Below are 19,192 nucleotides of genomic sequence, written 5' to 3'. Positions count from 1 at the left end.
TTCTGGACGATGCAGGGCTCGGTGCGCGTGGCCCAGCTGTGCCAGGCCTGGGGCCTGACCTGGGGCTCGCATTCGAACAACCACTTCGATGTGTCCTTGGCCATGTTCACGCACGTGGCGGCGGCCGCGCCGGGCAAGGTCACGGCCATCGACACGCACTGGATCTGGCAGGACGGCCAGCGCCTGACCAAGGCGCCGCTGCAGATCGAAGGCGGGTTCGTGAAGGTGCCCACGCGCGGCGGCCTGGGCGTGGAGCTCGACATGGACGAGGTCGAGAAGGCGCATCAGCTGTACCTGAAGCACGGCCTGGGTGCGCGCAACGATGCGCAGGCGATGCAATACCTGATCCCCAATTGGAGCTTTGACAACAAGCGGCCCTGCATGGTGCGCTGAGCCTGTTCGCCGCGGCGGACCCCGCCATGGAGATCCACCGGATGAGGCGAAAGGTCACTGGGGCTTCGAGCGCCGCCAATGTCCAGGTGACAGGCCCGTGTGGCGCTTCATCGCCGTGGACATGTGGCTTTGACTGGAAAAACCGGTGGCGGCCGCAACATCGACCAGTGGCCGACTTGTCTTTTCAAGCAGCTGCCGGGCCGCTGCGATGCGTTGATCTATCACGAACTGGTACGGCGTCATGCCGAAGCTGTTCTTGAAGAGTCGAAGAAAGTGGAATCGGCTGGCACCGGCCGCAGCCGCGAGTTCGTCGAGGCTCAAGTTCTCGTGGAGTCGCCGCTGCACCAACTCGAGCACGTGCTGCTTTTGCATCGCTGTAAGCACGCCGCGCTCACGGGTCGGTGTACGACCTCCCGACGCATGTTGGGCGCACAGGTAGGCGGCCAGGCTGATGCTGAGCGACGTCGCATAGAGCGCGCCGTGCGGGCTGCCCCCGCGGACCTCGGCGGCGATCAGCCGCATCAGCGATGCGAGTTGATGGTCGCTCAGCGTCACGTTCTGCCGCAGCGTGCGGCGAGATGCCAGCATCTGCTCCAGATCGCCCGCTTGATGAAGATCTGCAAAGTCGAGTTCGACGATGAAGCGTTCGGCCCCGGGCTCGCACTGCCAGCGCTTCCAGCTGATATCGAACTTGGGGGCAAACAATCCAACGGAGTCCGGCCCTGGACTGAAGTCGCACTCTTCGCCACGACTCCTGATTCGGCCGCGCGTGCGCCCCTTCAGGATCATGGCCAAAGCCGCATGCTCTCCGTGGTGCTTCCCCATCTCTATGGAAATCGCCTGGGACATGCCAACCCGGAATCCGGCCCAGGCTGCCAGCTGCGGCTCGCGCAACAAGGATGGCTCTTGGGGTGCCGCCGGATCTGTGGTCAATGACATCACCCTCGAGGAGGTGCGCAAGATGGGTTGCGATAGATCCTGGCCGCTCATCTTCTCATCCTAGTGGCTGCGACAGTGCTCGAACGGCCCGGAGTCTAAGGGGATTCCCTGCGCAAGAAGATGAAATCCGAGCAAGGGTCTGAAATACGAACCGGCATCCTTTTGCGTAACGTCCCCTACGTTGCCTTCAGCGGCAATTCAATGGCGGGCATACACCGGAGGAGACTGATGAGACGGATTTCCCTTGAGGGTCGGCGCACAGCAGGATGGCTCGCGCTTCTTCTTGCCATGCAAGGTTTGGCTTCTTGCGGCGGCGGCGGAGGCGGCGGTACGGGCTTCATCGGCCCGGTCACGGCGCCGCCGACGGCCGGCACGACGCCAGCAGCACCCACTGCCCAGGAGGCTTGTGCCGGCATCTCCGGCATGAGCATCCCGGCTTCGATGATCGGCAAGCCGACCTCCGGTGCTATCGTTCAGTCCGCCACTTTTGTCACCGCGGATGCCAAAGCCAATGTCAATGGCGAGTACTGCGCGGTGACCGGCATCATCGTGCCTGCCACGGCAGGCGCACCCACCATGGAGTTCCAGGTCAACTTGCCGACCCAATGGAACGAGCGTGCGCTGCACATGGGGGGCGGGGGCTACGACGGGACGCTCGTCACCGGCCTCGGCCCCTACGTTTCCCAGCCGAATGGCACTCCCAACGCGCTGAAGCAGGGCTACGTGACCTTGGGCGGCGATGGCGGACACAAGGGCGCCGTATTCGATGGCACGTTCGCGCTCAATGACGAGGCGCTCCTCAACTACGGGCAGCTGTCCGTCAAGAAGGTGCACGATGCCGCCATGGCGATCATCCAGAAGCGGTATGGCGCCAAGCCTCGCCGCTTCTATTTCATCGGCGGGTCGCAAGGTGGTCATGAAGGGCTGGACGCGGCAGCACGCTACGCAGCCGACTACGACGGCGTCATTGCGAACTACCCCGCCTACAACCTTTCCTTGCTTCAGCAGGCATCGCTTTACGTTGGCAGGGCGCTGTACGACAACGGTGGGGCGGGCTGGCTCAATGACAACAAGCGAAAGCTGCTGGTGAACGCGGTGTATGCCGCCTGCGATTCGCTGGACGGCCTCGCCGATGGAATCATCGGCAACATCCAGGCCTGCAATGCAGCCTTCAATATCAACACCGTCAAGGCAACCCTGCGGTGCCCTGGCGGGGCAGACGCCGGTGACAGCTGTCTCTCCGATGCGCAGATCGACGCCGTCGGCAAGATCAGCTCGCCGTATGACCTGGGCTTCCCGATAGCGGGCCAGCAGGTGTTTGCGCGCTGGCCGCTGCTCGAGGGCGGAGACTTCTCGTTCTTCGGCGCAGGCAGCGCACTGGGATTCGCGCCGGTACCCACCAGCGCCGCGACCCCTCCGGCGGACGCGCTGCTCTATACGATCGGCGCCGCGCACGCGAGGTACTTCGTGGCAAAGGACCCCTTGCTGAACCCGCTGACCTACGATCCGGCGAACTTCAAGGCGCGGCTGCAGGAACTGGGCGGCATCACGGAAGTGACGCAGCAGAGCCTCGAAGCGTTTCGCGCCAGGGGCGGCAAGCTGATCCTCACGCACGGCACGACCGATGGCCTGATCAGCCCGCACAACACGGAGGACTACTACAACCTGCAGGTCACGCAGTTCGGCCAGCCTGCGGTCGACAGTTTCATCCGCTTCTTCACGATTCCCGGCTTCGATCATGGCGCGGGCCGCTACAACCTGGGCTATGACGGGCTCGCCGTTCTGAGCGATTGGGTCGAGAAGGGGCAAGCGCCCGACACGATCGCCTCGGTCGACAACAACGCGGCAGACCCTGCTGCCGCGCGCTCGCGCCCCATGTGCCGCTGGCCCCTGTGGCCCCGCTTCACGGGTGCCCCGGGGACGGAGGGCAACGCCTCGAGCTACACCTGCACGGCCTCCTGAGAGGCTGGTGACCTTCCTGTCCGTCGGTTCCGAGCAAGTCGAATCATGTCCGTCATCGGCAACACCCAGCCTTCAATCAGCATCCCGGAAACCACCACCCGTTTCCTCGAGCCGCGAGGGTCCGCCGACGGACGCCTGCGGTACCTCACGGGCGGAAATGGTGCGCCGCTGGTTCTGCTGCACACGGTGCGCACTCAGGCCGAGCACTTCCGGCATCTCATTCCCTTGGTCCAGGACCGGTACACCGTGTATGCGCTCGATCTGCCGGGCATGGGCCACTCTCAGATCGTGCCCGGCGCCTCCTACGAGGAGCCCGCCTTGCGCGCGGCGGTCAAGGAATTCATCACTCGCCTCGATCTGCGCGACGTGATCCTGCTCGGCGAATCGATGGGCGGCGTGCTCGCGCTCACCACAGCGGCCGATCTGCCCGACCGGATCCGCCGCGTGGTCGCCATCAATGTCTACGACTACGCCGGCGGAATCATGCGGTCCGGCTTCCTGGCTCGTTGCATCATCACTGGCGTCCTCGCGCCCGGCGTCGGCCCTCTCCTCGCCAAACTGGAACCCCGACCGATCATGCGCGCGGTGCTTCATGGCGGTCTCGTCGACAAGGCGGCGCTGCGCGACGACTACCTGGACGAACTGCTCAAGGTCGGCCGTCGGCCCGGCTATTCCACCGTCGCCCGCTCGGTGTACGGGAGCCTGCCCAGCCTCATCGCGGCGCGCAGCCGCTACGGTGAAATCAAGGTACCGATCGACCTGGTATACGGCGAGAAGGACTGGTCCCGGCCGTCGGACCGCCGGGCCAACGCGCGGCTCCTGCCTTCGGCCAGATTCACCGAGGTGCCCAACGCCGGTCACTTCATTGCGCTGGAAAAGCCGCATGTGCCGGCCCATCTGCTGAATCAAGCCGCCTGACTCCCGCTTCCCGCGCGCATGCGGCGGCACGCGCGACCCGAGAAAAAAGGAACCTGACCGCCTGCATGGCCAGTCGTATCGAGGACGGCGAGTTACGGCTCCGTCCCACGCAATTCGTCGTGCAGCCAGTCAACCAGCTTGACCACATCCGGTCGGCGGCTGAGGTGAGGCGCAACCCAGATCGACAGCCGGTTCGGACCGCGCACAAATGCAAGCGGCGCCACCAACGTGCCGCTCGTCAGATCGTCACGGACAAGCATGCGCGGCACGTTGGCCAGGCCCAAGCCACAGCGGGCGCCCTGGATGAGCAGATAGAAATGGTCGAAAGACTCGTCGACGTGCAACGCCAGTTTCGAATGGCCGCTGCAACTGGCCCAGTCGGCCCAGGCCGTCGGACGGGTGCGCGAGACCATCAGCCGTGCACGAGCGAGATCTTCGACCGACTCAATCCGCTTGTGGCGCAGGTACTCGGGCGAGCAGACCGGCCCGATCCACTCATTCGCGACGTCCGTGCGCACGACGTCCTTGGGAGGCTCGATCGATGACAGACGAATGGCCACGCTGACGCTGTCGCGGGCGAAGTCGATCGGCCCATGGCTCATGTTGAAGCGAAGCTCGACGTCCGGATGGGCCTCCTTGAAGCGGTTCAGCCGAGGGATGAGCCAGTACATCATGATCGACTCGGAACACGCCAGCGTGAGCGGGCCGGGCTTCAGTTGTTCGACGCTCGATTGAATCAGGCCGAAGGCGGTCGAGAGTCCCTCCGCCAGGCGCTGCCCCTCGGCCGTCGGTATCGCACCCTGCGCGGTGCGCTGGAGGAGGGCCAAACCCAACGAGTCTTCCAGCATGCGGATGTGGCGGCTCACCGCGCCATGCGTGACCGACAACTCTTCGGCCGCAGCGCTGAAGCTGCGCAGACGCGCCGTCGCCTCGAACGCGCGCAACGCGTTCAGCGAAAGACGATGGGACGTGGTCATGCTGCAGTCGCCTACTTCGGGTCAACCCGGATGTCATGTGAGCTTTCATCACAGCGCGGGGAGATCATATCGTTTGGCACATAGGGCGAGCTCAACTACTGTTCGGGTCGGTCAAGAGAGAACCTCACAACCCCATGGCCAATCCAGCCCCCCGCGCCGAGTTTAGCGCCCGTTACTTCGTCGAAAGCTCGGTCGCCTCCGAGAAGATCGCGCAGGTGATCGCCGGCGAGCAATCCAGCGGCACCTTCCTCGCGCTGCCGGGCGAGACAGACGAACTGAAGGAGCGCTCACGCGCCCGCGTCGTGCGCATCGAACCCCTCGCGCCGGCGCTGCAGCCCACGCTGCCCAGCGCGTACGTCGATCGTCGGCCGCACGGTGGTGTGTTCCATCGTGCCGAGATCGAGATCGCGTTCCCGGTCGCCAATGTCGGCGCCAACCTGTCCAGCCTGTTGGCCACGGTGGCTGGCAACCTGTACGAGCTTGGGGAAGTCACCGGCTTGCGCCTGTTGGACCTGGACCTTGCGCCTGACTACGCCGCCCGGTTCGCCGGCCCGGCGTTCGGCGTTGCCGGCACGCGACGGCTTGCCGGAGTCCACGGCCGTCCTTTGATCGGCACCATCATCAAGCCGAGCGTCGGCCTTACGCCAGTCCAGACTGCCGAGTTGGTCGACAGCCTCTGCGCGGCTGGCATCGACTTCATCAAGGACGACGAGCTGATGGCCGATCCGCCGTATGCGCCGTTCGACGAGCGCCTGCGCGCCGTCATGCCGGTGCTGCAGCGCCATGCCGACCGCCTGGGCCGGATGCCGATGTACGCGATCAACATCTCGGGCTCGATCGACGAGATGCTGCGCCGCCACGACGCCGTGCTGGCCGCGGGCGGCAGCTGCGTGATGGTGAGCGTCAACTGGGTCGGCTTCGCGGCCGTCGAGCACCTGCGCCGCCACGCCCAGCTGCCGATCCACGGCCACCGCAACGGCTGGGGCGCGCTCACACGCCATCCGGGGCTCGGCTTCTCGTTTCAGGCCTACCAGAAGCTGTGGCGCATGGCGGGGGTGGACCACCTGCACGTCAACGGCATCCGCAGCAAGTTCTGGGAGCCCGACGATTCGGTGGTCGCCTCCGCCCGCGCGTGCCTTTCGCCATGGGCCGGGCTGCAGCCGCTGATGCCGGTCTTCTCGTCAGGGCAGTGGGCGGGCTTGGCCCCCGACTTGTATGGTGCTCTCGGCGCTGTCGACCTGATGCATCTGGCCGGGGGAGGAATCATCGGCCACCCCGACGGTATCGCCGCCGGCATGGCGAGCATGCGCGAGGGCTGGGAGGCGGCGGTGGCAGGCATCGGGCTCGGCACATACGCCGAATCGCATCCCGCGCTTCGGCGCGCGCTGGTTCATTTCGGCAACCTGTAGAGGCGCGCATGTTGAAGCTGGCCTTCTACGGTGATGATTTCACCGGCTCCACCGATGCGCTCGAGGTCCTGGCCTTCGCCGGTCTCGACTGCGCGCTGTTTCTCGAAGTGCCAGATGAGCAGACGCTGCATGAACTGGGCTCCTTCGATGCCATCGGCGTGGCAGGCGCGAGCCGCGCGATGTCGCCGCCAGAAATGGACGAGCAGCTTCTTCCCGTGCTCACCGCGATGTCGAGGCTGCCCGTCCCGCTGGTGCATTACAAGGTCTGCTCGACCTTCGACAGCTCGCCGGCCATCGGAAGCATCGGCCATGTGATGGCGCTGTCGCGCGCATCCTTCGGCGACACCGCGATCCCGATCGTGGCGGCGACACCGGCGCTGGGCCGCTACTGCGCCTTCGGCAACCTGTTCGCCCGCTCCGGCACCGACGGGCGCGTGCATCGCATCGATCGCCATCCGATCATGAGCGTGCACCCGGTCACGCCGATGCACGAGGCCGACCTGACGCGCCATATCGGCGCGCAGACCTCGATGCGCCTTGCCGGCTTCAACCTGCCGCTGTTCACTCTCGAACGCGAGGCGATGGCGACCGAGCTTCATCGGCTGGTCGACGCGACAGCGGGGGGCGCGGTGCTGATCGACGGCACGACCGCCGAGCAACTCACGGAGACCGGCCGGCTGCTCGACGGTCTGGTGCGCGGCCGCAAGACGCCTCTGTTCTGCGTCGGTGGCTCGGGGCTCGAGTACGCGCTGACACAGTGGTGGCGCGAGGCTGGCGTGCTCCCGGCCACCCCGGCTGCACACGAATGTTTCGGCGGCGTGCCCCAGGTGCTGGCCGTCTCGGGCAGTGCTTCACCGCTGAGCGCGCTGCAGATCGATGCGGCGCTGGCCGATGGCTTCGTCGAGCTGGCGGTGGATGCCGCCGCGCTGGTCGCTGCGCGCGACCCGGGTGCGGAAGTCGCCCGTCTCGCTGAACACGCCTTGCTCGCATTGCGCGCCGGCCGCAGCGTGATGCTGCACAGCGCGCGCGGTCCGCAGGATCCGCGCATCGAGGCGATGCTGGCCGCGCTGGCCGGCCAGGGCATGAGCCGCGAGCAGGCCCGCCACGAAGGTGGCCGCCTGCTGGGACAGCGTTTGGGTGAGCTGGTGGACACGCTGCTGCGCGCGCATCCGATTCGGCGACTGCTGCTGTCGGGCGGCGACACCTCCAGCCACATCACACAGCGACTCGCACCGAAAGCGCTGCGCGTGGTCGCACGGCTTGCTCCGGGCGCACCGCTGTGCCGCGCCATCTCGCGCGAGCCGCACCTGGCGCAGCTCGAGATTGCGCTCAAGGGCGGCCAGATGGGCCAGCCCGACTATTTCGTCAAGGCGCTGCGCGGCACGGCCGACGCTCGTCAACCACTTCACTGACCGACAGGAGACTCGACCATGACATCGATCAACCGCCGCCGCGCCCTCGCAACGGGCGCGGCACTGATCAGCGCCCCGGCGCTGGTGCTTCCGCGCTTCGCGCATGCCGCCGAGTTCACCTATAAATTCGGCACCAATGTGCCGGCCACGCACCCGCTCAACGTGCGCGCGATGGAGGCCAGCGAGCGCATCCTGAAGGACACCGACGGCCAGATCCAGATCAACGTCTTCCCCAACAATCAGCTCGGCAACGACGCCGACATGCTCTCGCAGCTGCGCGCCGGCGGGCTGGAGTTCTTCACCGTCTCGGGCGTGAACGTGCTGTCGCAGCTCGTTCCCATCTCCTCGATGTGGGGCCTGGGTTTCGCGTGGGCGAACGACGAGGCCGTGAACAAGGCGCTGGACGGCGATCTCGGCAAGTTCCTGCGTGCACAGTTTCCCAAGGTGGGCCTGATGGCGATGGACACCGTGTGGAGCTCCGGCTTCCGGCAGATCACGAACAGCGTGCGGCCGATCAACACGCCGGACGATCTGAAGGGGCTGAAGATGCGCGTGCCGGTAAGCCCGCTGTGGACGTCGCTGTTCAAGCACCTCGGCGCGGCGCCGGCGTCCATCAACTTTGCCGAGACCTATTCGTCGCTGCAGACCAAGGTGGTCGATGGCCAGGAGAACCCGTTGACGATCATCTCGATCGCCAAGCTCTACGAGGTGCAGAAGTACTGCTCCATGACCAACCACATGTGGGACGGCTGGTGGTGCATGACCAACCGGAAGCTCTGGGAGCGCATGCCGGAGAAGGCTCGGCCGATCGTCGCCAAGCACCTGAACCAGGCCGCACTGGACATGCGCGCCGACGGTGCGAAGCTCAACGCGTCGCTGCGGCCCGAACTGAGCGCCAAGGGACTGGCCTTCAACGATCCGAAGCTCGACGCCTTCCGCGAGCGGCTGACGGCCTCCGGCTTCTACAGCGAGTGGAAGCAGAAGTACGGCGAGGAGGCCTGGGCCCTGCTCGAGAAACATACCGGCAGGCTGGGCTGACATGCACGCCGCCTCGATTTCCGACGACAACCCGCAGCGCGGGGTCGTCGCGGCCTGGGCGACACGCGCGCAGCAGGGGCTCGGCCGCCTGCTCGGCGTGCCCGTCGCCCTGCTGGTGGCCGCCGAGATCGCCGTGCTCCTGGCCGGCGTGGTGGCGCGCTACGTGTTCCATCACCCCTTGATCTGGTCGGACGAGGTCGCTTCGATCCTGTTCCTGTGGCTGGCGATGCTCGGCTCGGCGGTGGCCTTCCAGCGTGGCGAGCACATGCGCATGACGGCGGTGGTGGGCAAGCTCGACCCTTCCAGGCGCGCCTTTCTCGACGTGCTGGCCACCACGGCGGCACTGGCGTTCCTGCTGCTCATCCTGCCGCATGCGTGGGAGTACGCGGTGGAGGAGGCCATGATGCGCACGCCGGCGCTCGACCTCCAGAACTCCTGGCGCGTCGCCGCGATGGCCGCGGGCTTCGGCGCGATGGCGCTGCTGGCGGTGCTGCGGCTGGCCGCGGTGGGCCGGCCGCGCCAGGTGGCGGCGGCCGTCGGGCTGGTCGTCGCGATCATCGCAGTGATGACCCTGCTGCAGCCCGTGTGGCGACAGCTCGGCAACACCAACCTGGTGGTCTTCTTCGTGGTCGTCGTCGCCGGGGCGGTGTTTGCCGGCGTTCCGATTGCGTTCGCCTTCGGCCTGGCGACGCTCGGCTACGTGATGCTGACCACGCACACGCCGGTGCTCATCGTGGTCGGCCGCATGGATGAAGGCGTCAGCCACCTGATCCTGCTGTCGGTGCCGCTGTTCGTCTTCCTCGGCCAACTGATCGAGATGACGGGCATGGCGCGTGCGATGGTGGCCTTCCTCGCCAGCCTGCTGGGCCACGTGCGCGGCGGCCTGCACTACGTGCTGGTGGGTGCCATGTACCTCGTCTCCGGCATCTCCGGCTCGAAGGCGGCCGACATGGCGGCAGTCGCGCCGGTGCTGTTCCCGGAGATGACGAAGCGCGGCGCGAAGGAAGGCGACCTCGTCGCGCTGCTGTCGGCCACCGGCGCGCAGACCGAGACCATCCCGCCGTCCATCGTGCTGATCACGATCGGCTCGGTCACCGGTGTGTCGATCGCCGCGTTGTTCACCGGCGGCCTGCTGCCCGGCCTGGTGCTGGCCGCGACGCTGGTGGCGGTGGTGTGGGCGCGCTACCGGCATGAAGACCTGAGCGGCGTGCGGCGCGCCAGCCGCACGGAAATCGGCCGGGCGTTCGTGATCGCGCTGCCGGCCATCGCACTGCCGTTCATCATCCGTGCCGCGGTGGTGGAGGGCATCGCAACGGCCACCGAGGTGTCAACCATAGGCATCGCATACGGGGTAGTCGCCGGACTGCTGATCTACCGGCAGTTCGACTGGAAGCGGATCTATCCGATGCTCGTCGACACCGCCAGCCTCTCAGGCTCGATCCTGCTGATCATCGGCGCAGCCACCGCGATGGCCTGGGGGCTGACCCAATCGGGCTTCTCGCACACGCTCAGCGAAGCAATGCGCGCGCTGCCCGGCGGGGCCGCGGGCTTCATGGCGGTCTCCGTCATCGCCTTCATCGTGCTGGGCAGCGTGCTCGAAGGCATCCCGGCCATCGTGCTGTTCGGCCCTCTGCTGTTTCCGATTGCCAGGGCGGTCGGCATCCACGAGGTGCACTACGCGATGGTGGTCATCCTCGCCATGGGCCTCGGTTTGTTCGCGCCGCCTTTCGGCGTGGGCTACTACGCCGCCTGCGCGATCGGCCGCGTCAATCCCGACGAGGGCATTCGACCGATCGGAGCCTACATGCTCGCGTTGTTCATCGGCCTGGTGATCGTCGCGGCGCTGCCGTGGATTTCGATCGGCTTCCTGTAAACCGTCACTCCATCCTTGATATGACACACACTTCCGAAACACGCGTCGCCCTGGTCACCGGGGGTGCCAAGGGCATCGGCGCCGAGGTCTGCGCCCGCCTGGCAGCCCTCGGTCATCAGGTGCTCGTGGCAGACCTCGACTTCGATGCAGCGCAGGCCACGGCGAGCGAACTGCACGCCGCAGGCGGCCGGGCGAGCGCGCTCCGGCTGGACGTCGGCAAGCCGGAGTCGATCGCCGCTGCGTTCGAGCAGGTCGAGCGCGAGCAGGGCCGCTGCGACATCCTGGTCAACTCCGCCGGCATCGCCAAAGTCTTCCCCTTCCTCGACTTCCCGCTGGACAACTTCCTGGCGACGATGAACGTCAACGTCACGGGCACGCTGCTGTGCTCGCAGGCGGCGGCACGCCTGATGCTGAAGCGAGGGTGGGGCCGCATCGTCAATGTAGCCTCTGTCGCCGGAATGCGGGCCGTGGGCAGCGGCCGCACCGCCTATGGCACGTCCAAGGGCGCCGTGATCGCGCTGACGCGGCAGATGGCGGTGGAGCTGGCCGAGCACGGCATCACGGCCAACGCGGTGTCGCCGGGTCCGGTCGATACGCCGATGACGCAGGCGCTGCACACGGCCCGGTTCCGCGCGGAGTACTCGAAGGCCATCCCGATGAACCGCTACGGCACCTGCGGGGAAATCGCCTCGGCCGTGGTCTACCTGGTGTCGGACGATGCGCGCTATGTCACGGGCATCTCCATGCCGGTCGATGGCGGCTTCCTCGCGTCAGGTGCACGCGGACTGTAATTCTGGCTCGCGCCCACACGGAAGGAGGAGCGGTCTGCGAACCATCTTGTGCTGGACCTCGATCCACTGCAAGCTGCGCCTTGAATCGAGCAAATCAGCCTGGCTGGCAGCCTCGCATTGAAGTTGCCATCCCACACGAGGAGAAGGAAGGCGATGTACCAGGAAACTTTCATGAGGCGGGCCTTGGCGCTTTCGGCCAAGGCCCTCGAAACGCCCGGCACCGAGCCGTTCGGGGCCGTGGTCGTGAAGGACGGGCAGGTCGTCGGCGAGGGGCTCAACCACTCGGTGGCAAACTTCGATCCGACCTCGCACGGCGAAGTCGAGGCGATCCGCGATGCCTGCAGGCGGCTGCGCAGCGTCGACCTTGCCGGCTGCGACCTGTACACCTCGTGCGAGCCATGCGCCTTGTGCGTGGCGGCGATGCGCATCGCCGGCATCCGCGAACTCTTCTACGCCGCCTCCATGGAACAGGCAGGCCGGGCCTTCGACGGGCTGCCGGCCGCGGCTCGCCACCCGATCGACGTGGACGATCTCCGGGCGGAAGCGGGCGCCCCGCTGGCCCTGCGCAAGATGCCGGCGCAGCAGCACCTGGCCGATGAAGCCACCGAGGTGCTGGCCGCCTGGGCGGCGCCGCGCAAGCTCTGAGGGCCTGCCTGGCTAGAGCTTGATCCCCGCGCCCTTGACCGTCGGGCCCAGCACGTTCACCTGCTCCTTCACGAAGCCGTTGAATGCGGCGACGGTCTCGGGCTTGGCCACGATGCCCAGTTCGGTGAGCTTCTTCTGGATCTCGGGCATCACGAGCACCTCGTTGCAGGCCGCGTTGAGCCGCGCCACCACGTCCTCCGGCAGCCTGGCCGGTCCGGACAGGCCGAAGAAGTTCTCGAGCACCAGCTTCGGCTGCTTGAGTTCAGCGATGCTTGGCACGTCCGGCATCAGCGGCGAGCGCTGGGCGCCGGTCACGGCCAGCGGCACCAGCTGTCCGCTCTTGAAGAAGGGCACGTACGCGGTGATGACGTCGATGCCCACCGGAATGGTGTTGGCGATCAGGTCGGTGGTCATCGGTGCGCCTCCGCGATAGGGCACGTGCACCATGTTGATTCCGGTGATCTTCTTGAGCAGCTCGCCGTGGATGTGGCCGATCGAACCGGGGCCGCCCGAGCCGAAGTCCATGCGGCCGTCCTTGCGTCCGGCCGCCTCGAAATCCGCGTAGCTCTTGAAGCCCGACGGCTTGCTGGCCATGATGACCAGCGGCGCGGCACCCAGGTAGGCGATGTGGCTGAAGGCCGTCACCGGATCGTAGGGCTGCTTGTCGAGCGTGAAGGGGCCGAGCGCGATCGGCGTGGTGTTCGAGAGCATCAGCGTGTAGCCGTCGGGTGCGGCCGCGGCCACCTGCGCGCCGCCGATGGTGCCGCCCGCGCCGGGCTTGTTGTCCACGACCACGGGCTGCCCCAGCTTCTTCGACAGCTGTTCCGCCAGCAGGCGCGCCAGCACGTCGCTGGAGCCGCCGGGCGGAAAGGTCACGATGATCTTGATCGGCTTGTCGGGCCATTGCGCGAAGGCGGGGAGGGCGAGCGAGGCGGCGCCTGCCGCGAGCATGTGCAGCGCAGTGCGGCGGGTGGAGCGAAAGCGGGTGGTCATGGCGTTGGCCTCTGCTGGCGATGGGGAAACCACCGGATAGCAGGAACCGGGCCCGACGCGGAAAGCAGCAATCCCGCCAAACTTGTTACTCCCGCCGCTCGACGCCCGGTGCCAGACTTTTCTTCTCGCCCAACCAGGAGATTCAAGCCATGACGACTTCCACCGAGAACGTACAGAAGGGCGGCCAGCCCGCCATGCACACGCCACCGGTCGTTTCGCCCCACGCGTGGGAAGCGGCCCGCCAGCAGCTGCTCGTGAAGGAAAAGGCCCAGACCCGCGCGCGCGACGCGCTGGCCGCCGAGCGGCGGCGCATGCCGTGGATGGCCGTGGACAAGGCCTACGCCTTCGAAGGACCCGCAGGCAAGGTCAGCCTGCCCGGGCTGTTCGACGGCCGGCGCCAGCTGATCGTCTATCGCGCCTTCTTCGAGCCCGGCGTGTTCGGCTGGCCCGACCACGCCTGCCGCGGCTGCTCCATGGTGGCCGACCAGGTCGCCCATGTCGCCCACCTGAACGCCCGTGACACCACCCTCGTCTTCGTCTCGCGTGCGCCGCAGGCGGACATTGCGCGGCTGAAGGCGCGCATGGGCTGGGAGATCCCGTGGTTCACGCTCACCGACCGCTTCGACGCCGACTTCGGCGTGCACGAATGGCACGGCACCAACGTGTTCTACCGCGACGCCGGCGACCGCGTGTTCCGCACCTACTTCCTCAACAACCGCGGCGACGAGCAGATGGGCAACACCTGGAACTACCTCGACATCACGCCGCTGGGCCGGCAGGAGGTGTGGGAAGACTCGCCCGAGGGCTATCCCCAGACGCCCACCTACAAGTGGTGGAACTGGCACGACAACTACGCCGAAGAGGCCGTGCCCGACAAGAAGTGGGTCGAGATCTCCACCGCCGGCGAGGCGGCGTTCCGCGAGCAGAGCCTGAACGCGAAGCGATGAGCCGCAGCGGTGGCTTCGCCGGGCGGCGGACGCTCACACCGCCGCCGGCGGTGCCGGTCATGGTGCCGATCAGAATGGCCATGAGTGCCGGCAGTCGCCGCTCCTCGGCAACTAACTGTCGATCTCCCGCTTGAACCTGTATCGCCGATCCTTGCGAATCAACGACTTAGACTGTTTCTGGTCACAGAGTCTGGAACTCGCTTCTTCTCATCCGGATGCATGGCCGTGAAGGCGATGCGTGCGTGATCGGCGATGGCCACGAACAGCCAAAGTCATCTGCTTGACCGTCTCGATTCGGCGGGCAAAGGCAAGGCGGGCATGCTGATGGGTGTTCATGCGGTTGGGCGTCCTGGGTGGATTGGGTGTTTGGCGACTTCCAGTCCCTCAAACCCCATCCGGATGAACACCGGATACAAGCTATTGGAGCTTCACACCTCGCCGGGCTCATGAAGCAGGCGGCGCATGTCCTCCGCCCAGCGGGGGTTGCATCGCCACAGCGGCTGCAGCGCATCGGCGGTCGTCGTCGGTGCTTGCGACCAGTGCCGGGTCCACGCGGCTGCCGCTTCGTCAAGGCCCAATGCGGCGTTGGCCGCGGCCAGGGTGCGCATCGCCGGACGCCAGGCGGGCCGGACTTGAAGCGCGGCCAGTGCGCGCTGCAGTGCGTCCTCGGGCTTGTTGTCGAACAGGAAGGCGAGCGCCAGCACGTTGTACCAGACGAAGTTCTGCGGGTCGTAGCGGTTCAGCCGCAGGCCATGCGCCAGGGACTGCACCGCAAGCCCGGCATGGCCCGAATACAGGGCCGCCATGCCGTGCACGAGGTGGCCCAGTGCAAAGCTCGGGCTCAGCTCGACGGCTTTCTGCGCACTGCGCAGGGCGAGCGCAAAGTCGTCCGCGTAGACGGCGACGATCGCCAGCGCGTAGTGCGCGTAGGGGTTCTTCTCGTCGAGCTGCACGGCCTCGAGTGCGGCGGCGTGGCCCTCGCGCAGGTCCGCCGCCGGATCGTCGCTCCAGCCATAGGCGACGAGGCCGGCGTTGACGCGCCCGAGCCACAGGCGCGCCTCGGTGAGCTCGGCGTCGATCTGGCTGGCCTGCCGGAACAGCTCTCTCGCTTTCAGGTGGGTGGGCTTCGTGACGTGGTGGAACAGCCAGGAGCCCCGGGCCACGAGGTCCCAGCCGCTGACGCTGCCGCTGCGCCGGCGCGCCGCCAGGGCGCCGGCGTTCCTGAGCAGCTCGGGCTCGATGGCACCGGCCACCTGCAGTGCGATGGCGTCCTGCACCTCGAACATGTCGGCATCGGCAAAGTCCTGCCGGTCCGCCCAGAGACAGCCGCCGCTCGGCGCGTCGACCAACTGCGTCGAGATGCGCACGCGCGCACCCGACTTGCGCACCGATCCCTCCACCAGGTAGCGCACGGCCAGTTCGGCGGCGGCCGTGCGGCTGTCGACCCGCTTGAGCTTGTAGACCTGGCTCGCATTGCGGCCGGTCACCGAGAACCAGCGAAAACGCGTGAGCGCGGTGATGAGCGCCTCGGTCACTCCGTCGGCAAGATATTCCTGCGCGGGGTCGTCGCCCAGATGGGTGAATGGCAGCACCGCGATGCCGGGCCGGCCGCCGCGGTCGGGCTCGCCGTGCTCGAGGGGCGCGAGCTGCGTGTCCTCGACCGCCGAGACGGCGGGCAGCCGGTACCCCAGGCGCGGCACGGTGACGATCCACTCCGCCTCGCCGGCCGGCGGCATGCCGAGCAGCTTTCGCAAGGCAGTGACCTGCACCGAAAGGTTGCTGTCCTCCACCACCAGCCCGGGCCACGCCAGGCGCATCAGCTCGGCCTTGGACACCGGCTCGCCGCCCGCTTCGAGCAATGCCAGCAGGATGTGCAGCCCGCGCTGGCCCACGGCGAGCGCCGCGCCGTCGCGCGTGAGCGTGCCGCGCGCGCTGTCGAGCAGGAAGGGGCCGAACGAGAAGCGCTTCGTCATGATGGATAGATGGCTCGTTTCGCAGGATTTCGCAAGATTTCGCCGCGGCTTCAGTGACATGCCGGCCCCGAGGCTTCATTGTCCCGCTATGGGCGAGTTGCCCGCAATTGCCAAGGAGGCACACCATGGACGCCTGCACTTCCACCGAAGCCCGATTCGTCGTGCGTGGCTCGGCTCCCTACACGAGCACCCAGGGTTCGCGCTACGCGCCCGGCGTGAGCGCCGAGGCCACCGGCGCCACCTCGCTGTTCCTCGGCATGGTCACCCTGCCGGCGGGCGAGCGCACGAAGGCGCATGCGCATGAGCGGCACGAGTCGGCCCACTACATGGTCAGCGGCGAGGAGGTCGAGCTGTGGACCGGCCCGCGGCTGGAGCGGCGCGACGTGGCGCGGCCGGGGGACTATCTGTACATCCCGGCCGGCATGCCCCACGTGGCGGTGAATCGAGGCAGCACGCCGGCCGTGTTCGTCGGCGCGCGCAACGAAGCGGCGGCGCAGGAGAGCGTGCTCCTGCTTCCGGAACTCGACGCGCTGGTGCCTTGAGGAGCTCGGTCGAACTTCGAGGAGACGGACATGGCAATCATCGAAACCAGGATCGCCGCGATGGGCCTGCAGCTGCCTCGGCCGCTGCAGGCGCCGCCCGGGCTGAGGCTGCCTTTCGAATGGGTGCGGGTGCGCGGCCGAAGGGCCTTCGTGTCCGGGCAGGTGCCGCTGCAGGCGGACGGCCGCCTGGCCGGCCCGCTGGGCAAGGTGGGCGCCGAGGTTTCGCCCGAGCAGGGCTATGCCGCGGCACGCCTGGTCGCGCTGGCGCATCTGGCCAGCCTGCAGCGCGCCCTGGGAGACCTGGACCGCATCACCGCCTGGCTGCGGGTGTTCGCGATGGTCAACGTGGCGCCCGGCTTCTACGAGACGCCGCGCGTCACCAACGGCTACTCCGACCTGATCCTCGAACTCTTCGGCCCCGAGGTCGGCGCCCATGCGCGCTCGTCGATCGGAATGGTCATTCCGCTGAACGCGCCGGTGAACTGCGAGGCCGAGGTCGAGATCGACGGAGGCGACTGCTGAAGGCCCAGGAAGCGGCCTTTCCAAGTTATTGCGAGGGCGGCTTACTTGCTGGAAGCCCCACCATCACGCCCAGCCAGTCGAGGCCCGCGTGGCCCGCCGCCAGCACGCCGCTGATGGCAAACACCGCGATGCCGGCGAGATCGAGCAGGTACAGCAGCATGGCCATCCCGTCAGCGCAGCCGCTGGGCGGCGCGTTCGACGAGGAGCGCCATGGCCGTCGCGTTCTCGATTCCTTCGGCGGCCAGCCCGCTCACGGTGCCCAGCCTGTCTTGCAGCGCCTCGTCCTGGCTCGCCTTGAGCTTGCCGACCAGGCGCTCGTTGGCGACCAGGCCTCCGCCCTGTTGCCGCAGCTATTGTGTCGTCTGCAGCTCGTACCGCGCGAACGAGACGGCGCCCTTCTGGATGATGCTGTGCAGCGCGAAGCCGAAGTGCTCATAGAGATTTCGCAGCCCGGGCCGGTCCGCGACGCAGTCCAGGCGAAGGTATGGCCGGCCGAGAGCCCGGGCGCGTGCACTGGCAAACGTCAGCAGCTCGGTCGACACGCCCTTCTTCGCCCACGCCCGGCGGACGGCCAGCTTGTGAACGAAGGCCGAGGTGCCAGGCGCGATCTCGGGCCAGAAGACGGGATCCTCCAGTTCGAACTTCATCACGCCGGCCAACTGCCCGCCTTCGCGTGCGACATGGAACAACCCCGAGCTCGCGTCTCGCAGAACGCGCCCGTGGCCGATCTCCGCACCTGACCACAGTGCTCTGCCGCCGTCGGAGAGCCATTGCGCGGCCTCCTGCAGGACGGAGGCGATCTCGTGCGCGTCCGAGGCGCGTGCTTGCTCGATGTTCATGGATGGTGAATGCATCGTCCTTACGTGCCCTGAATGAAATCCACGAATGCCCGCAGCGGCGCCGGCAGCAGCCGGCGGCCAGGGTAGTAGAGGAACGGGCCCGAGAAGCGTGGCCACCAGGGTTCGAGGATCGGTTCGAGCGCGCCGCGGTCGAAGTGGGGCCGCAGCCAGTCCTCGAACAGGTAGATCACGCCGGTGCCGGCGATCGCCGCGTCCACCGCCAGATCGGCCGACGAGCCGATGCGCACGATCAGCCGCCCGGTCACGTCGACGCGCAAGGTTTCGCCGTCGCGCTCGAACTCCCACAGCGGCATCGACCCGCTGGCAAAGCGCCCGCGCAGGCAGGCGTGGCCGAGCAGGTCGCGCGGATGCTCCGGCCGGCCGTGGCGATCGAGATAGGAGGGCGCGGCGGCCACGGCGAAGCGCTGGAAGCGCGGGCCGATCGGCACGGCGACCATGTCCTGCTCGAGCCGTTCGTCGTAGCGGATGCCGGCATCGCAGCCGGCTGCCAGCACATCGACAAATCCGTCCTCGGCAATCACTTCGAGCGAGATGTCGGGATAGGCGGCCAGGAAGCGCGGCACGATCGACGGCAGCACGAGCCGCGCGGCGCTGATCGGCACGTTGAGCTTGAGCGTGCCGGCCGGCCGGTCGCGAAAGCCGTTCACCACGTCGAGCGCCGCCTCGACTTCATTGAGCGCGGGCCTCAGCCGCTCGAGCAGGCGTTCTCCCGCTTCCGTGGGCCGAACGCTGCGCGTCGTACGGTGAAGCAGCCGCACGCCGAGCTCGGCCTCCAGCCGGCGCACCGCCTCGCTCAGGCCCGATGCGCTGGTGCCGCTCAGGCGCGCGCCCTCGCGAAAGCCCTTGGCCCCCGCCACCGCCACGAAGGCGTTCAGATCCCCGAGGTCGACGTTCATTGTTTGGAATTCCGCACAGCCTGTGCCGATTATGGTGGGTTATCAAGCAGCGAAGCGCTGCCTAGACTGCGCTTCACGACCCCACTCCATCACTCCAGCGCT

The 19,192-nt window shown here is 67.4% G+C and carries 19 protein-coding genes; 12 read left to right on the top strand and 7 right to left on the bottom strand.

From position 1 onward, the window contains the following. Positions 1–393, top strand: a 393-nt coding sequence (locus FB547_RS29140) for an enolase C-terminal domain-like protein (RefSeq protein WP_315899347.1), incomplete at its 5' end; no start/stop codon positions are given. 54 nt (positions 394–447) lie between these two features. Here FB547_RS29140 and FB547_RS29135 read toward each other — a convergent pair. Further along, positions 448–1,383: a helix-turn-helix domain-containing protein gene (locus tag FB547_RS29135; protein ID WP_145747100.1), complete on the bottom strand. Its 936-nt coding sequence runs from the start codon at positions 1,381–1,383 to the stop codon at positions 448–450. A 177-nt stretch (positions 1,384–1,560) separates the two neighbouring features. Here FB547_RS29135 and FB547_RS29130 point away from each other — a divergent pair, with 177 nt between their 5' ends. Both FB547_RS29130 and FB547_RS29125 read left to right on the top strand, forming a co-directional pair. Then, a complete protein-coding gene (locus FB547_RS29130) occupies positions 1,561–3,294 on the top strand; it encodes a tannase/feruloyl esterase family alpha/beta hydrolase (protein ID WP_186454285.1) in 1,734 nt (577 codons plus the stop codon). A gap of 45 nt (positions 3,295–3,339) precedes the next feature. After that, positions 3,340–4,212, top strand: coding sequence for an alpha/beta fold hydrolase (locus FB547_RS29125; protein WP_145747098.1), 873 nt, complete (start codon positions 3,340–3,342; stop codon positions 4,210–4,212). A gap of 92 nt (positions 4,213–4,304) precedes the next feature. Here the strand turns inward: FB547_RS29125 and FB547_RS29120 are convergent, their stop codons facing one another. Then, positions 4,305–5,189: a LysR substrate-binding domain-containing protein gene (locus FB547_RS29120; protein ID WP_145747097.1), complete on the bottom strand. Its 885-nt coding sequence runs from the start codon at positions 5,187–5,189 to the stop codon at positions 4,305–4,307. Between the two features lie 134 nt (positions 5,190–5,323). On the opposite strand from FB547_RS29120, the gene FB547_RS29115 reads away from it, so the two are divergent. The 6 genes from FB547_RS29115 to FB547_RS29090 all read left to right on the top strand — a co-directional run bounded on the left by FB547_RS29115 (position 5,324) and on the right by FB547_RS29090 (position 12,357). Further along, positions 5,324–6,598 carry a ribulose-bisphosphate carboxylase large subunit family protein gene (locus FB547_RS29115; protein ID WP_145747096.1) on the top strand — a complete coding sequence of 425 codons (1,275 nt, stop codon included), beginning with the start codon at positions 5,324–5,326 and terminating at the stop codon, positions 6,596–6,598. A gap of 8 nt (positions 6,599–6,606) precedes the next feature. Beyond that, entirely contained in the window at positions 6,607–8,010 is a 1,404-nt protein-coding gene (locus FB547_RS29110; protein ID WP_145747095.1) for a four-carbon acid sugar kinase family protein, read from the top strand. An 18-nt stretch (positions 8,011–8,028) separates the two neighbouring features. Then, entirely contained in the window at positions 8,029–9,048 is a 1,020-nt protein-coding gene (locus FB547_RS29105) for a TRAP transporter substrate-binding protein (RefSeq protein WP_145747094.1), read from the top strand. A gap of 1 nt (position 9,049) precedes the next feature. After that, the gene (locus FB547_RS29100; protein ID WP_145747093.1) at positions 9,050–10,921 is read left to right on the top strand and encodes a TRAP transporter large permease subunit; all 1,872 of its coding nucleotides are present in this window, start codon (positions 9,050–9,052) and stop codon (positions 10,919–10,921) included. 20 nt (positions 10,922–10,941) lie between these two features. Beyond that, a complete protein-coding gene (locus FB547_RS29095; protein WP_145747092.1) occupies positions 10,942–11,712 on the top strand; it encodes an SDR family NAD(P)-dependent oxidoreductase in 771 nt (256 codons plus the stop codon). A gap of 171 nt (positions 11,713–11,883) precedes the next feature. Beyond that, a complete protein-coding gene (locus FB547_RS29090) occupies positions 11,884–12,357 on the top strand; it encodes a nucleoside deaminase (RefSeq protein WP_261380447.1) in 474 nt (157 codons plus the stop codon). A 12-nt stretch (positions 12,358–12,369) separates the two neighbouring features. Here the strand turns inward: FB547_RS29090 and FB547_RS29085 are convergent, their stop codons facing one another. Next, positions 12,370–13,350: a Bug family tripartite tricarboxylate transporter substrate binding protein gene (locus FB547_RS29085; RefSeq protein WP_145747090.1), complete on the bottom strand. Its 981-nt coding sequence runs from the start codon at positions 13,348–13,350 to the stop codon at positions 12,370–12,372. A gap of 149 nt (positions 13,351–13,499) precedes the next feature. Here FB547_RS29085 and FB547_RS29080 point away from each other — a divergent pair, with 149 nt between their 5' ends. Beyond that, complete coding sequence (locus FB547_RS29080; RefSeq protein WP_186454284.1) at positions 13,500–14,297, top strand: DUF899 domain-containing protein; 798 nt, start codon at positions 13,500–13,502, stop codon at positions 14,295–14,297. A gap of 428 nt (positions 14,298–14,725) precedes the next feature. On the opposite strand, the gene FB547_RS29070 is transcribed toward FB547_RS29080, so the two are convergent. Further along, the gene (locus FB547_RS29070; RefSeq protein WP_186454283.1) at positions 14,726–16,270 is read right to left on the bottom strand and encodes a winged helix-turn-helix domain-containing protein; all 1,545 of its coding nucleotides are present in this window, start codon (positions 16,268–16,270) and stop codon (positions 14,726–14,728) included. A 125-nt stretch (positions 16,271–16,395) separates the two neighbouring features. Between FB547_RS29070 and FB547_RS29065 the strand changes: the two genes are divergently transcribed. Continuing rightward, positions 16,396–16,812, top strand: coding sequence for a cupin domain-containing protein (locus FB547_RS29065; protein ID WP_145747088.1), 417 nt, complete (start codon positions 16,396–16,398; stop codon positions 16,810–16,812). A 30-nt stretch (positions 16,813–16,842) separates the two neighbouring features. Beyond that, entirely contained in the window at positions 16,843–17,334 is a 492-nt protein-coding gene (locus FB547_RS29060; protein ID WP_145747087.1) for a RidA family protein, read from the top strand. Between the two features lie 25 nt (positions 17,335–17,359). On the opposite strand, the gene FB547_RS29055 is transcribed toward FB547_RS29060, so the two are convergent. The 3 genes from FB547_RS29055 to FB547_RS29040 form a co-directional block, all read right to left on the bottom strand. Further along, positions 17,360–17,500: a TRIC cation channel family protein gene (locus tag FB547_RS29055; protein WP_225613120.1), complete on the bottom strand. Its 141-nt coding sequence runs from the start codon at positions 17,498–17,500 to the stop codon at positions 17,360–17,362. Positions 17,501–17,684: 184 nt separating this feature from the next. Continuing rightward, a complete protein-coding gene (locus tag FB547_RS29045) occupies positions 17,685–18,173 on the bottom strand; it encodes a GNAT family N-acetyltransferase (RefSeq protein ID WP_186454282.1) in 489 nt (162 codons plus the stop codon). 20 nt (positions 18,174–18,193) lie between these two features. Then, positions 18,194–19,090: a LysR family transcriptional regulator gene (locus FB547_RS29040; RefSeq protein ID WP_145747086.1), complete on the bottom strand. Its 897-nt coding sequence runs from the start codon at positions 19,088–19,090 to the stop codon at positions 18,194–18,196. Between the last annotated feature and the right edge of the window lie 102 nt (positions 19,091–19,192).

The sequence above is a fragment of the Variovorax beijingensis genome (assembly GCF_007828835.1).
Lineage (GTDB): Bacteria > Pseudomonadota > Gammaproteobacteria > Burkholderiales > Burkholderiaceae_C > Variovorax > Variovorax beijingensis_A.
Note: the sequence above shows the minus strand (reverse complement) of the source record. Positions and strands in the feature narration are given on the sequence as shown.